The sequence below is a fragment of the Bradyrhizobium sp. IC3123 genome, from assembly GCF_020193625.1.
In the GTDB taxonomy this organism is placed as follows: Bacteria; Pseudomonadota; Alphaproteobacteria; order Rhizobiales; family Xanthobacteraceae; genus Bradyrhizobium; species Bradyrhizobium yuanmingense.
This window is the reverse complement of record NZ_JADYVF010000011.1, coordinates 37,746-49,889: the sequence shown is the minus strand read 5'-3', so window position 1 is coordinate 49,889 and position 12,144 is coordinate 37,746. Positions and strand designations below refer to the sequence as shown.

The 12,144-nt window shown below is 64.9% G+C and carries 12 protein-coding genes; 3 read left to right on the top strand and 9 right to left on the bottom strand.

Annotated elements, in window-relative coordinates:
* Nucleotides 1-103: 103 nt before the first annotated feature.
* Nucleotides 104-1,153, bottom strand: a complete 1,050-nt coding sequence (locus I6F20_RS28490) for a hydroxyacid dehydrogenase (RefSeq protein WP_036035094.1) — start codon at nucleotides 1,151-1,153, stop codon at nucleotides 104-106.
* Nucleotides 1,154-1,395: 242 nt separating this feature from the next.
* Between I6F20_RS28490 and I6F20_RS28485 the strand changes: the two genes are divergently transcribed.
* The 3 genes from I6F20_RS28485 to I6F20_RS28475 all read left to right on the top strand — a co-directional run bounded on the left by I6F20_RS28485 (nucleotide 1,396) and on the right by I6F20_RS28475 (nucleotide 3,001).
* On the top strand, nucleotides 1,396-1,947 hold the full coding sequence (locus I6F20_RS28485; RefSeq protein ID WP_225128841.1) for a thiamine pyrophosphate-binding protein: 552 nt from the start codon (nucleotides 1,396-1,398) through the stop codon (nucleotides 1,945-1,947).
* 8 nt (nucleotides 1,948-1,955) lie between these two features.
* The gene (locus tag I6F20_RS28480) at nucleotides 1,956-2,552 is read left to right on the top strand and encodes a thiamine pyrophosphate-dependent enzyme (protein ID WP_225111779.1); all 597 of its coding nucleotides are present in this window, start codon (nucleotides 1,956-1,958) and stop codon (nucleotides 2,550-2,552) included.
* A gap of 77 nt (nucleotides 2,553-2,629) precedes the next feature.
* Entirely contained in the window at nucleotides 2,630-3,001 is a 372-nt protein-coding gene (locus tag I6F20_RS28475; RefSeq protein ID WP_036005619.1) for a VanZ family protein, read from the top strand.
* Between the two features lie 40 nt (nucleotides 3,002-3,041).
* Here the strand turns inward: I6F20_RS28475 and I6F20_RS28470 are convergent, their stop codons facing one another.
* The 8 genes from I6F20_RS28470 to I6F20_RS28435 all read right to left on the bottom strand — a co-directional run bounded on the left by I6F20_RS28470 (nucleotide 3,042) and on the right by I6F20_RS28435 (nucleotide 12,134).
* Complete coding sequence (locus I6F20_RS28470; RefSeq protein ID WP_036005622.1) at nucleotides 3,042-3,425, bottom strand: DUF1236 domain-containing protein; 384 nt, start codon at nucleotides 3,423-3,425, stop codon at nucleotides 3,042-3,044.
* Nucleotides 3,426-3,537: 112 nt separating this feature from the next.
* Entirely contained in the window at nucleotides 3,538-4,425 is an 888-nt protein-coding gene (locus I6F20_RS28465) for a 2-hydroxy-3-oxopropionate reductase (RefSeq protein ID WP_225128839.1), read from the bottom strand.
* A 100-nt stretch (nucleotides 4,426-4,525) separates the two neighbouring features.
* Entirely contained in the window at nucleotides 4,526-5,311 is a 786-nt protein-coding gene (hyi, locus tag I6F20_RS28460) for a hydroxypyruvate isomerase (RefSeq protein ID WP_057030057.1), read from the bottom strand.
* 13 nt (nucleotides 5,312-5,324) lie between these two features.
* Nucleotides 5,325-7,109, bottom strand: coding sequence for a glyoxylate carboligase (gene gcl, locus I6F20_RS28455; RefSeq protein WP_036023343.1), 1,785 nt, complete (start codon nucleotides 7,107-7,109; stop codon nucleotides 5,325-5,327).
* A 152-nt stretch (nucleotides 7,110-7,261) separates the two neighbouring features.
* The gene (locus tag I6F20_RS28450) at nucleotides 7,262-9,064 is read right to left on the bottom strand and encodes an adenine deaminase C-terminal domain-containing protein (protein WP_225128837.1); all 1,803 of its coding nucleotides are present in this window, start codon (nucleotides 9,062-9,064) and stop codon (nucleotides 7,262-7,264) included.
* 120 nt (nucleotides 9,065-9,184) lie between these two features.
* Nucleotides 9,185-10,684, bottom strand: a complete 1,500-nt coding sequence (locus tag I6F20_RS28445; protein WP_225128835.1) for a tripartite tricarboxylate transporter permease — start codon at nucleotides 10,682-10,684, stop codon at nucleotides 9,185-9,187.
* Nucleotides 10,684-11,169, bottom strand: coding sequence for a tripartite tricarboxylate transporter TctB family protein (locus tag I6F20_RS28440; RefSeq protein ID WP_157282511.1), 486 nt, complete (start codon nucleotides 11,167-11,169; stop codon nucleotides 10,684-10,686). The genes I6F20_RS28445 and I6F20_RS28440 overlap by 1 nt, the downstream gene beginning before the upstream one ends.
* Nucleotides 11,166-12,134 (bottom strand): Bug family tripartite tricarboxylate transporter substrate binding protein, encoded by a 969-nt coding sequence (locus I6F20_RS28435; RefSeq protein ID WP_036023339.1) that lies wholly within the window; start codon nucleotides 12,132-12,134, stop codon nucleotides 11,166-11,168. The genes I6F20_RS28440 and I6F20_RS28435 overlap by 4 nt, the downstream gene beginning before the upstream one ends.
* Nucleotides 12,135-12,144: the final 10 nt, after the last annotated feature.

Below are 12,144 nucleotides of genomic sequence, written 5' to 3'. Positions count from 1 at the left end.
CAGGAGAGGTCATACGCGTTCATTCACGCCATCAGTAAAATCCACCGCTCTCCGTTTTCATCCTGATAACCAAGGATCGGCGCGCGACTGGGCTTCGCGCGCCCTACCCCGGCGTCACGCCAAAAGCCTGCTTGAAGCGCTCGGCATAGCGCGGCCAGGCTTCGGGATTGATGATGCGCGGCGGGCGCTTGCCGTCGAGCACATCCAGCACCTGCTCGGCGGCGATCCGGCCCATGTTCTGGCGCGCCTCGATGGTGACGCCTGCCGTGTGCGGGCTCGCCAGCACGTTGTCGAACTGGAGCAGCGGATGCTCCGGCGGCGGCGGCTCCTTGGACCAGACGTCGAGGCCGGCACCGGCGATGCGCTTGTCGCGCAGCGCCTGCAGCAGCGCGTCCTCGTCGTGGATGAAGCCGCGTGCGGTGGTGATGAAATAGGCATGCGGCTGCATCAGCGCGAATTCGCGTGTGCTGATCAAGTTGCGGCTGCCCTTGTTGAGCGGGCATGAGATCGAGACGAAATCGGCGCGGCGCAACAGCTCGTCGAGCTCGACCTTCTCCCCGCCCCGCTCGGCCATCACCTCAGCCGACAAATACGGATCGTAGGCAAGCACTGTCATGCCGAGCAGGCCCTTGCACAAGGCGGCGATGCGCCGGCCGACATTACCGAGGCCGATGATGCCGACGGTCTTGCCCTCGACCTCGTTGCCGACGAGATCGTTGCGGTTCACGTCGCGCTCGCGGCGCAGCCGGCGATCCGACTGGATGATGCGCTTGGACAGCGTCAGCATCATCGCCAGCGCGTGCTCGGCGACCGAATGGGCGTTGCCGCCGGACTGGTTGACGACTACGACGCCTGCCTCCGTGCAGGCCTCGACGTCGACGGGATCGAAGCCGGCACCATTGCTGGAGACCAGCAGCAAATTCGGCGTCCGCTTCAGGAAGGCGGCATCGACATGGAAATGCGGGGCGAGCTCATCGCGGGCGGCGCCGACCTGGTAGACGTGGGCAGCGCCGAGGAGCGGGCCATAAACATCCTCGGGGCTTCCATTTTCGATGCGATCGAGCCGGACGTCGGGCCGGGCCTTCAGGATATCGATATAGATCGGATTGGCCAAATAATTGGAGTAGACGACGCGCTTGTTGTTGACGGACATCAGGACCCTTCCGGCTCGTTCGCGGGAGATCCGCAAGGTCAGCGCGATGCGCGCCCTCCTATGCCCCTCCCGTGTTCTGGTTGTCGCCGCTTATGCCATGGCGGTGCCGGCCACGGCAGGCCTGCTGGCGCAGATCACGGTGACGGGGCGGACATGTTGACAATCCCGCTGCCCGCGTCAAGTTCGGCAGACCGCCGCGACGGCAAGAACCAAGAAGCATGCGCGGCCCCAGGGAGAGCGCGATGGCGATTGCGGAACAGCAGCCGCAGGGGAGCAGCGACGGAAGCTGGCACGGCATCGTCCTGCAAACCTTGAAGCGGAACGAGATCAACCTGATCCCTTACGTGCCGGACCGCGTGGTGACGCCGCTGATCAAGAACCTGCACGCCGATCCCTTCTTCACCACTTTCGCGACCGCCCGTGAGGAAGAGGCCGTCGGCATCGTCGCCGGCGCCTGGATGGGCGGTCGGCGCGGCGCGGTGCTGATGCAGACCTCCGGCTTTGCGACGCTCGCAAACGTGCTGGCCTCGCTCGCAGTGCCCTACCAGATTCCGCTGATCATGCTCGTCTCTGAGCGCGGCACGCTCGGCGAATTCAACTACGGCCAGTCCCTGGTCTGCCGCACCATGCGACCGGTGCTGGATTCGCTGGCGCTGGAGCATCACACCATCACCCGGCTCGACGAGCTCGAATTCATCACCGACCGCTCGATCAAGCAGGCCGTCACCACGCAGGCGCCGGTGGCGTTGATCCTCAACCCGCTGCTGACGGGCGGCAAGGTCTTCGACAAGTGAGGCCGGCGATGAACACTGGCAACACCAAGGTGATGAACCGCTTCGACGTCACCTCGCGGCTGATCGCGAAGCTGAAGCACGAGGAAGCCGTGATCGGCGGCATCGGCAACACCAATTTCGACCTGTGGGCCGCCGGCCACCGCCCGCAGAACTTCTACATGCTGGGCAGCATGGGACTCGCCTTTCCGATCGCGCTCGGCGTCGCGCTGGCGCAGCCCGACCGCCGCGTCTTCGCGCTGGAAGGCGACGGCTCGCTCCTGATGCAGCTCGGTGCGCTCTCGACGATTGCAGCCTTGAAGCCGAAGAACCTCACGATGATCGTGATGGACAACGGCATCTACCAAATCACCGGGGCGCAGCCGACGCCGGCAGCGAACGTTGCCGACATCGTCGCCATTGCCATTGGCTCTGGTCTTGCGAGCAGCGCCTGGGCCGCGGACGAGGAAGATTTCGAGCGGTTGGTCGACGACGCCATGGCCGCTTCCGAGCCGAGCCTGATCGCGGTCAGGATCGACGACAAGCCCGGCGTGGGCACCACCCGGCGCGACCCCGTGCAGATCCGGGAACGCTTCATGCATGGCCTCGGCGTGCGCGATCCGCTTTAACATTTTTGTCATTAACTACACGGCGATCTGATACGAGCCTCGCGACAACCCGACCAAATTCGTGCTAAGCGACCCGGATGTTCATTCGTACCTTTGCTTGGCTGCTCGCCGCTGCCGTTACGTTCGCCACCCTCGGTCCTCCCGGCCTTCGCCCCCATTCCGACCTCGGTCAGGACGGCGAACATGCGCTTGCCTTCGTCATGGTGGGATTGGCCTTCGGCCTCGCCTATCCACGCCGGCGCCTACTGAGCGCAGCGGCCGCGGTCGTCCTGATCGGCGTTCTCGAGCTGATGCAATTTTGGGCACCCGGCCGTCACGCGCGGCTGGTGGATTTTTTGGTCGATGCTGCCACCGCGTGCCTCGGCTTTGCACTCGCCGCCGCCGCAGACCGGCTACTCTCGCGCTTTCGCACCAGCTCCGCCATGACAAGCGAAGGCCCCGCGGAGTGATGCTCCGCAGGGCCCTGCTCAGCACAAAGAATTGCGTCGATCAGTCGATGATCTTGACCACGCGGCGTGTGCGCGGCTCGACGATCACCCGGCGATCGTTCACGACCGCATAGCGATATTCGGTGTAGTTCGGCACGGGCCGCAGCACCACGGTCGGAGGCAGCGGCTCGCCGACCACGACGCGCTCCTGGACCACGACGGAGTCGCTGCGAGGAATTCCGCCGAGGACCGCATTCGGAATTTCGAGACCGGCGCCGACGGCTGCACCCACGGTGCCGCCAACCATTGCACCGATCGGGCCGCCGATGTCGCCACCTGCACGCGCGCCGTCCCTGGCGCCCTGTTCGGTCGTCGACTGAGCAAAGGCTGCGCTCGACGCCAGCAGCGACGCTGCAGCCAACGTAATCGCAAGACGGGTTTTCATGGTGTTTTGTCTCCAGTGATTGTCCTGCGCCTTCAACCCGCGGGGCCGGAGCATTGTTCCGGTTCCCCTGCGACGAAAGATGCATCACTGGACAGTGTTACCGCGTAACAGTTCAGGCCCTGGCGATCTCATGCCCCGCCATCAGTTCCAGCGCCCGCACCATGGCGGAGTGATCCCAGGCCCTGCCGCCATGTGCAGTGCAGGACGAGAACAATTGCTGCGCCACCGCCGTGCTCGGCAGCGACAGGCCGAGTGCACGCGCAGCTTCGAGCGCGAGATTGAGATCCTTCTGGTGCAGCTCGATGCGGAAGCCAGGATCGAAATTGCGCTTCACCATGCGCTCGCCATGCACCTCCAGAATTCGCGAGGACGCGAAGCCGCCCATCAGCGCCTTGCGCACCAGCGCGGGATTCGCACCGGCCTTGGATGCGAACAACAGGGCCTCGCTCACGGCTTCGATGGTGAGCGCGACGATGATCTGGTTGGCAACCTTTGTCGTCTGCCCGTCGCCGTTGGCGCCGACATGCGTGACGTTCTTGCCCATCTTGTCGAAGATCGGCTTCATGGTGCCAAAGGCCCGCTCGGGCCCGCCGACCATGATGGTGAGGCTCGCCGCCTTGGCGCCGACCTCCCCGCCCGACACCGGCGCATCGAGATAATCGGCGCCGAGCGCCTCGATCTTCCTCGCAAACTCCTTCGTCGCCAGCGGCGAGATCGAGCTCATGTCGACGACGATCTTGCCCTTGGAGATGCCGCTAGCGACACCCTCCTTGCCGAACAGCACGGCCTCCACATGCGGCGTATCCGGCACCATGATGATGACCGCGTCCGCCTGCTCCGCGACCTCCCTGGCCGATGTGCAGGCGATGCCGCCCGCGGACATCAGCTCCGGCGCGATCGGAGCAACGTCATGCAGGAGAACGCGATGGCCCGCGGCCAGGAGATGGCCGGCCATCGGCCGTCCCATGGTGCCAAGTCCGATGAAGCCGATGTTGGTCATGTTTGATTTCTCACAGTTGAAGTAGCAAAATTCATCCGCGCACTCGGTGCACCTCTCCCGCTAGCGGGAGAGGGAGCGCACCGCCGACGTGGCAATATTCTCAGGTCTCAAACGTCTGTGCCGCATGCCACGACAGGCCCTCCAGCGTCGTGGTGCGGGGCTTGTATTCGCAGCCGATCCAGCCGCGATAGCCGATCGCGTCGAGGTGGCGGAACAGGAAGGGATAGTTGATCTCGCCGGTGCCGGGCTCGTGACGGCCGGGATTGTCGGCAAGCTGGACGTGGGCGATCTGAGGCAGATATTCCTGCATGGTGCGGGCGAGATCGCCCTCCATGATCTGCATGTGGTAGATGTCGTACTGGATGAAGAGGTTGTTCGACCTCACCTCGGAGATCAGCTGCACCGCCTGCTCGGTGCCGTTGAGGAAGAAGCCGGGAATGTCGAGCGTGTTGATGGGCTCGACCAATAGCTTGATGTTCTCTCGCGCCAGCGTCGAAGCTGCAAAACGCAGATTCCCGACCAGCGTCTCTCGAAGCTCGTGCGGATCGGCGTCGACAGGGGCGATGCCGACGAGGCAGTTGAGCTGCTCGCAATCGAGCGCCCTGGCATAATCGATCGCGCGGAACACGCCGTCGCGGAATTCGGCGATGCGGTCGGGCAGAATCGCAATGCCGCGCTCGCCCCCCGCCCAGTTGCCGGCGGGGAGATTGTGCAGCACCTGCGTCAAGCCATGCGCCTCGAGCTGCTCGCGCAGCTGCGCCTTGTCGAAATCATAGGGGAAGAGATATTCGACCCCGGCAAAGCCCGCCGCCTTCGCCGCCGCAAAGCGGTCGAGGAACGGCATCTCGTTGAAGAGCATGGTGAGATTGGCGGCAAATTTCGGCATGGTGCTTCTTCCCCTATTCCGCCGGCTGCAGCACGCGCGTGGTCTCGACTTCGTCGAGCGGAAGGTCCAGCACCTCCTCGAACTCGACGATGTTGTCGATCTCCGTGCCCATCGCGATGTTGGTGACCCGTTCGAGGATGAACTCGACCACCACAGGCACGCGGTGCTTGGCCATCAATTCGCGGGCGGTCGCAAACGCTGCCTGCGTGTCCTTCGGGTCGGTGACGCGGATGGCCTTGCAGCCGAGGCCTTCGGCGACCGCGACATGGTCGACGCCGTAGACGCCGATCTCGGGCGCGTTGATGTTCTCGAAGGAGAGCTGGACGTGATAGTCCATGTCGAAGCCGCGCTGGGCCTGTCGGATCAGGCCGAGATAGGAATTGTTCACGACGACGTGGATGTAGGGCAGATTGAACTGCGCGCCGACCGCGAGCTCCTCGATCAGGAACTGGAAATCGTAGTCGCCGGAGAGCGCGACGATCTCGCGCTCCGGGCACGCCGCGCGCACGCCGAGCGCGGCCGGCAGCGTCCAGCCGAGCGGCCCCGCCTGCCCGGCATTGATCCAGTTGCGGGGCTTGTAGACGCCGAGGAACTGCGCGCCGGCGATCTGCGACAGGCCGATCACGGTGACATAGGTGGTGTCGCGGCCGAACGCCTTGTTCATTTCCTCGTAGACGCGCTGCGGCTTGATCGGGACGTTGTCGAAATGGCTCTTGCGCAGCATCGTCTTCTTGCGGTCGCGGCAGGCCGCAGGCCACGCCTGGCGCTCGCGGAGCCTGCCTGACCGCCGCCACTCCCTGGCGACGGCGACGAACAGTTCGAGCGCGGCCTTTGCGTCCGAGACGATGCCGAGATCGGGATTGAACACGCGCCCGATCTGCGTCGGCTCGATGTCCACGTGAACGAATTTGCGACCCTTGGTGTAGGTCTCGACCGAGCCGGTGTGGCGGTTGGCCCAGCGATTGCCGATGCCGAGCACGAAGTCGGACTCCAGCAGCGTGGCATTACCATAGCGGTGGCTGGTCTGGAGACCCACCATGCCGGCCATCAGCACGTGATCATCGGGGATCGCGCCCCATCCCATCAGCGTCGGCACGACGGGTATGTTGGCGATTTCGGCGAACTCGACCAGCAGATCCGAGGCGTCGGCGTTGATGATGCCGCCGCCCGCGACGATCAGCGGCCGTTCGGCGGCGTTGAGCATCTCCAGCGCCTTCTCGACCTGCTTGCGCGTCGCGGCGGGCTTATAGACCGGCAGCGGCTCGTAGGTCTCGTCATCGAATTCGATCTCGGCGAGCTGTACGTCGAGGGGCATGTCGATCAGCACCGGCCCCGGCCTGCCTGAGCGCATCACGTGAAAGGCTTGGCTGAACACACGCGGCACCAGCGCCGGCTCACGTACCGTCAGTGCCCACTTCGTGACAGGCTTTGCAATCGACTCGATGTCGACCGCCTGGAAATCCTCCTTGTAGAGCCGCGCGCGCGGCGCCTGCCCCGTAATGCAGAGGATCGGGATGGAATCGGCGATCGCGGAGTAAAGACCGGTGATCATGTCGGTGCCAGCCGGCCCGGAGGTGCCGATACAGACCCCGATATTGCCGGCCTTGGCGCGCGTATAGCCTTCGGCCATGTGCGAAGCGCCCTCGACATGGCGCGCCAGGATGTGGCGGATCGAGCCGCGCTTCTTCAGCGCCGAGTAAAGCGGATTGATTGCAGCGCCGGGAACACCGAAGGCCGTCGATATACCTTCCTTCTCCAGGATACGCACGGCCGCATCGACAGCTCGCATCTTCGCCATATCGGACCTCGCTCAAATTGCGTCAGCGAGCGAGATCATCAGATACGCAGAAGCCGATCTCAACGAGACCGATTTTATTTTCCACGATGCGGCAACCACGAGAAAATCGTGGACGTGTCAATCGGTTAGATCAACAGATGCGTGAAAGCAGCTCACTCGAACAGCGGCACCAGCTGCATCTGCGGCACCAGCACGAGTCCCTTATCGGTGATGCGAATTTCCGGAATGACCGATAGCGGAATCAAATTGAAGCCCATGTATGGGATGGTGCAGCCGGCCTCGGCCCATTCCTTCTTCAGCACCTTCACCTCTTCCGCCACTTCGGTGACACGCTTGTCGGACAGGAGTCCTGCGATCGGCAGCGGAACCAGCGCCCTCACCTCGCCGTCGGCGACGACGCAGACGCCGCCCTGCCGCTCCTTGATGGCGGCGATGGCGACCTGCATGTCGCCCTCGTTGGTGCCGGCGACGATGAGATTGTGGCTGTCGTGCCCGACGCTGGACGCGACCGCGCCGCGCTTCAGGCCGAAATCCTTCAAGAGGCCATGGGCGACGTTGCCCGCGGATTGGCCATGACGCTCGACCACCGCGACGAAGCAGAGGCCATAGCGCGCGAACAGCGACGGCCAGTCTTTTGCGGGTTCGATCGCGACCTTCTCGTGGATCAGCGTGATGCCAGGCAGCGCGGTCTTGATGGCGTTGACGGCGCAGGCCTTGGCCGGCAATTCGGGCGTCAGCTTCATGGTCTGCGGCAGCTTGACGGTCGCATAGGCTCCCTTGGGATATTGGTAGCGATGCGACAGCGCCTGATCGAGACGCGGGGTGATCTTGCCGTGCTCGACCACGAGCTCGCCACCATACCACGTGCATTGTGGCTCGAGCTGATCGTCCATCAGCACGAGATCGGCGCGGCGGCCGCCGCCAAGCCCGCCGATATCGCCTTCCATCCCGAAGCGGGTCGCGCCATGCAGAGAGCCCATTGACCAGGCCTGCTCGGGCGACATCCCCGCCTTCACGGCTTCCCGCACGACCCAGTCGAGACCGAACAGCAGGAGATCATCGGCGTCACGATCGTCCGTGCACACGGCGGTGCGCTTGTGCGAGGCCCCGAGCTCGGTGATTGTTCGGATCGCTTGCGGCAGCGAGTGCCAGGGCGTAGTCGGCGGTCCCCCGCGCAAAAACACCCAGACGCCGGCATCGAGCAGGTCATCGGCGATGTCGCGGTCGATCGCCTCATGGGTGTCGGTGACGCCGGATGCCGCATAGGCCGCAACGAATTCGCGGCCGTAGACATGCCCGGAAACGGGACGCCCCCGCTTTAAGGCTGCGGAGAGGATGGCATGGCTGCGCTCGTCGCCCATCGTGACAGGCACGAAATCCATCTTCTCGCCAAGCGCCACCGCTTCGGGCCAGCGATCGAACAGACCGGCGATCTTGTCCGGCGTGAGGTCGCCGCCCGCCGTCTCCAGTTCAGCCGAGGTCGCGGGAACCGTGCTCGGCACGGTCAAGAAGATCGACAGCGGCGCCTCGCGCGCATCTTCCAGCATCGCCTCCACACCGGCGACGTCCATGACGTTGCCGATCTCGTGGCTGTCGCAGAAGATCGTGGTGGTGCCGTTCAGCAACGCAGCCTCGGCATAGGCGCAGGCCGTCACCATCGAGGATTCGATGTGGATGTGCGGATCGACGAGGCCGGGCGCGATGATGCCACCGGCGGCGTCATACAGCGGAACATCGCTCCAGGCTTTCTTGGCTGTGCCTGCCGGTTTCACCGCCGCGATGCGGCCGCCTGTGATCCAGACTTCCCGCCCCTGATGAATGCGCTCCGAATAGGTCGAGAGCACCCGCGCCCCCGTGACGACGAGATCCGGCGCGACGCGGGCCGACGCAACATCGGCCAAGCGCCGCGTCATGCTGTGCAGGGGAGCAACGGTGAAGCGGGTGAGTTTGGTCATCGGGGCTCTCACGGATATTGGACAGCCCAGCGATGGTTGCCCCCGACGGCGGCAGGGGCAACTCAAATAAAACGGCATCTTTGCTTACGCATTGGGCAAACTGGCCGTTGATGAGTTCCGCTAGTCCTCATTCGCCTTGAACCGCCCGAGCCCCTTCAAGACGAAGGGCGCGACCAGCGCGATCAGCGCGACGCCGAGGAGCGTCGCCGAGATCGGGCTCTGCAGCAGCGTCATGGGATCGCCGAGGCTGATCGCGAGCGCGCGGCGCAGCTGGCTTTCGGCAATCGGGCCCAGGATCAGGCCGACGACGACGGGCGCGATCGGGAAATCGAACCGGCGCATCAGGAAGCCGAGCACGCCGAAACCGGCCAGCATCGACAATTCCACCACCGACGGCTTTGCCGCGATGGTGCCCATGGTCGCGAACACGAGGATGCCGGCATAGAGCCAGGGCTGCGGGATCGCGAGCAGCCGCACCCACAGGCCGACCAGCGGCAGATTGAGCACCAATAGCATCATGTTGGCGATGAACAGGCTGGCGATCAGGCCCCACACGAGGTCGGGCCGCTCGGCGAACAGCAGCGGGCCCGGATTGAGACCATATTGCTGGAAGCCCGCCAGCATCATCGCGGCGGTCGCCGAAGTCGGCAGGCCCAGCGTCAAGAGCGGCACCAGCGTGCCTGCGGCGGAGGCGTTGTTGGCGGCTTCGGGCCCGGCGACCCCTTCGATCGCGCCCTTGCCGAACTCTTCGGGGTGCTTCGTCAGCCGCTTCTCGGTCGAATAGGACAGGAAGGTCGGGATCTCCGCACCGCCGGCCGGCAGCGCACCGATCGGAAAGCCGAACATGGTGCCGCGCAGCCAGGGCTTCCAAGACCGCTTCCAGTCCTCCTTGGTCATCCACAGCGAGCCGCGCACCGGCTCCAGCTTCTCCTCGGTGTGGTGGCGGCGCGATGCGACGTAGAGTGCCTCGCCCACCGCGAACAGGCCGACCGCGAGCGTTGTGACTTCAACGCCGTCGAGCAATTCAGGAACGCCGAACGCAAGCCGCGCCTGACCGGTCAACTTGTCGATGCCGACGAGACCGAGCGTCAGACCGATGAACAGGCTGGTCAGGCCGCGGACTGGGGAATCGCCGAAGGTCGCCGACACCGTGACGAAGGCAACGCACATCAGCGCGAAATAATCCTCCGGACCGAAGCGCACGGCGACATCGACCAGCCATGGCGCAAGGAAGGCCAAGCCAATGGTGGCGATGGTGCCGGCGACGAAGGAACCGATTGCGGAGGTCGCAAGCGCCGGCCCGCCGCGGCCGGCCTTGGCCATCTTGTTGCCTTCGAGCGCGGTCGCCATCGAGGCGCTTTCACCCGGCGTGTTGATGAGGATCGCTGTGGTCGATCCGCCGTACATGCCGCCATAATAGATGCCGGCGAACATGATCAGCGAACCGCCGGGGTCGAGCTTGTAGGTCACTGGCAGCAGCAGCGCGACCGTCAATGCCGGGCCGATGCCGGGCAGAACGCCCACGGCCGTGCCGAGGAACACGCCGATCAGCGCGTAAAGCAGGTTCATCGGCTGGACGGCGACCGCCATGCCGTGAGCCAGCGCGGCAAAGGTATCCATCACAGCAATCGCTCCAGCGGGCCGGCAGGCAGGCTCAGCGTCAACAACCGGTCGAACGCGAGATAGATGAGGGTCGACATCACGAGAGCGATGATGGCGTCGATGAGGATGGCACGGCGCCCGAAGGCCGCCGAGGTCGTCACGAACAGGGCCGAGGTCGCCAGGATGAAGCCGCCGCCAAAGCCGATGATGGCGATCAGCAGCGCCAGACCGACGAGGATCAGAACCACAGGCACGGGATCGGCGCTTTCGCGTGCCGGCAGATTGCCGCGCAGTGCGTCGATGAAATTGCCGATCGCAAGCAGCGCAAGGCCGCAGGCGACCACAACCGGCATCGCCTCCGGCCCCATCCCGTACATCGCGGCGGATTGCAGGCCGCGCGCGTCCCAGACCAGCACGGCGGCGAGCACCGCAAGCGATGCCGCGATGACGAGACCGGCGCGGTCGACGCGCCGCGGCGGCTGGACGGGATCGCCCGAGGTCATGACTTGACCAAGCCGACCGATTTCAGCACGTCGGTGACACGGGCCGTTTCCTTCTTCAGGAAGTCGGCAAAAGCATCGCCGCCGAGATAGGCATCCTCCCAGCCTTTTTGCTTGAGGATCTCTTTCCAGGCGTCAGACTTCACCATCTTCTCGACCGCATCGCTCAAGGTCTTGCGCTGCTCCGGCGTGATGCCGGGAGGCGCGACCACCGAACGCCAATTGGCGATCACGAGGTCGATGCCCTGCTCCTTGAACGTGGGGATGTCGCTGCCCGCGATGCGCTTCTCCGAGGTCACGCCGATCGCGCGCAGCTTGCCCGACTTGATCTGCCCTTCATATTCGCTGAGCCCCGAAATGCCCGCGGTGACCTTGCCGCCGAGGATCGCCGCCAGCGACTCGCCGCCGCCGGAGAACGGGATGTAATTGATCTTCTTGGCGTCGGCACCGACGGCGCCGGCGAACAAGGCCGCCATCACATGGTCGACGCCGCCGGCCGAACCGCCGGCAAAGGTGACCTTGGCGATATCGGCCTTCACCGCGGCGGCCAGATCCTGCGCAGTCTTGATCGGCGAGTTCGCGGGAACCACGATCACCTGGATTTCCTCGGTGAGGCGCGCGATCGGCGTCACCTGCTCCAGCGTCACCGGCGACTTGTTCATGGCGAGCGCGCCGACCATGACGAAGCCGTTGACCATCATCTGGTTGCCGTCGCCCTTGGCGCCGTTGACGAACTGCGCGATGCCGACGCTGCCACCTGCACCGGGAACATTGGTGACCTGCACGCTGCGGGCGACGCCCGCAGCCACCAGCGCCTGCTGCATCGAGCGCGCGGTCTGGTCCCAGCCTCCGCCCGGAGCCGCCGGCGCCATCAACTTGAGCTCGAGCTGCTGGGCAAAACCCGGATTGGCTGCCGCCAGAGTCAACGCGACGGCTGCGCCGACAAGGCGCACGGGAAATCGGAACATGAGGGCATCT

What these genes read in the sequence shown, in the direction of transcription:
- I6F20_RS28490 (WP_036035094.1), bottom strand. Translation starts at nt 1,153, where the DNA reads ATGTCCGTCAACAACAAGCGCGTCGTCTACTCCAATTATTTGGCCAAT.
- I6F20_RS28485 (WP_225128841.1), top strand. Translation starts at nt 1,396, where the DNA reads ATGGCGATTGCGGAACAGCAGCCGCAGGGGAGCAGCGACGGAAGCTGG.
- I6F20_RS28480 (WP_225111779.1), top strand. Translation starts at nt 1,956, where the DNA reads ATGAACACTGGCAACACCAAGGTGATGAACCGCTTCGACGTCACCTCG.
- I6F20_RS28475 (WP_036005619.1), top strand. Translation starts at nt 2,630, where the DNA reads ATGTTCATTCGTACCTTTGCTTGGCTGCTCGCCGCTGCCGTTACGTTC.
- I6F20_RS28470 (WP_036005622.1), bottom strand. Translation starts at nt 3,425, where the DNA reads ATGAAAACCCGTCTTGCGATTACGTTGGCTGCAGCGTCGCTGCTGGCG.
- I6F20_RS28465 (WP_225128839.1), bottom strand. Translation starts at nt 4,425, where the DNA reads ATGACCAACATCGGCTTCATCGGACTTGGCACCATGGGACGGCCGATG.
- hyi (WP_057030057.1), bottom strand. Translation starts at nt 5,311, where the DNA reads ATGCCGAAATTTGCCGCCAATCTCACCATGCTCTTCAACGAGATGCCG.
- gcl (WP_036023343.1), bottom strand. Translation starts at nt 7,109, where the DNA reads ATGGCGAAGATGCGAGCTGTCGATGCGGCCGTGCGTATCCTGGAGAAG.
- I6F20_RS28450 (WP_225128837.1), bottom strand. Translation starts at nt 9,064, where the DNA reads ATGACCAAACTCACCCGCTTCACCGTTGCTCCCCTGCACAGCATGACG.
- I6F20_RS28445 (WP_225128835.1), bottom strand. Translation starts at nt 10,684, where the DNA reads ATGGATACCTTTGCCGCGCTGGCTCACGGCATGGCGGTCGCCGTCCAG.
- I6F20_RS28440 (WP_157282511.1), bottom strand. Translation starts at nt 11,169, where the DNA reads ATGACCTCGGGCGATCCCGTCCAGCCGCCGCGGCGCGTCGACCGCGCC.
- I6F20_RS28435 (WP_036023339.1), bottom strand. Translation starts at nt 12,134, where the DNA reads ATGTTCCGATTTCCCGTGCGCCTTGTCGGCGCAGCCGTCGCGTTGACT.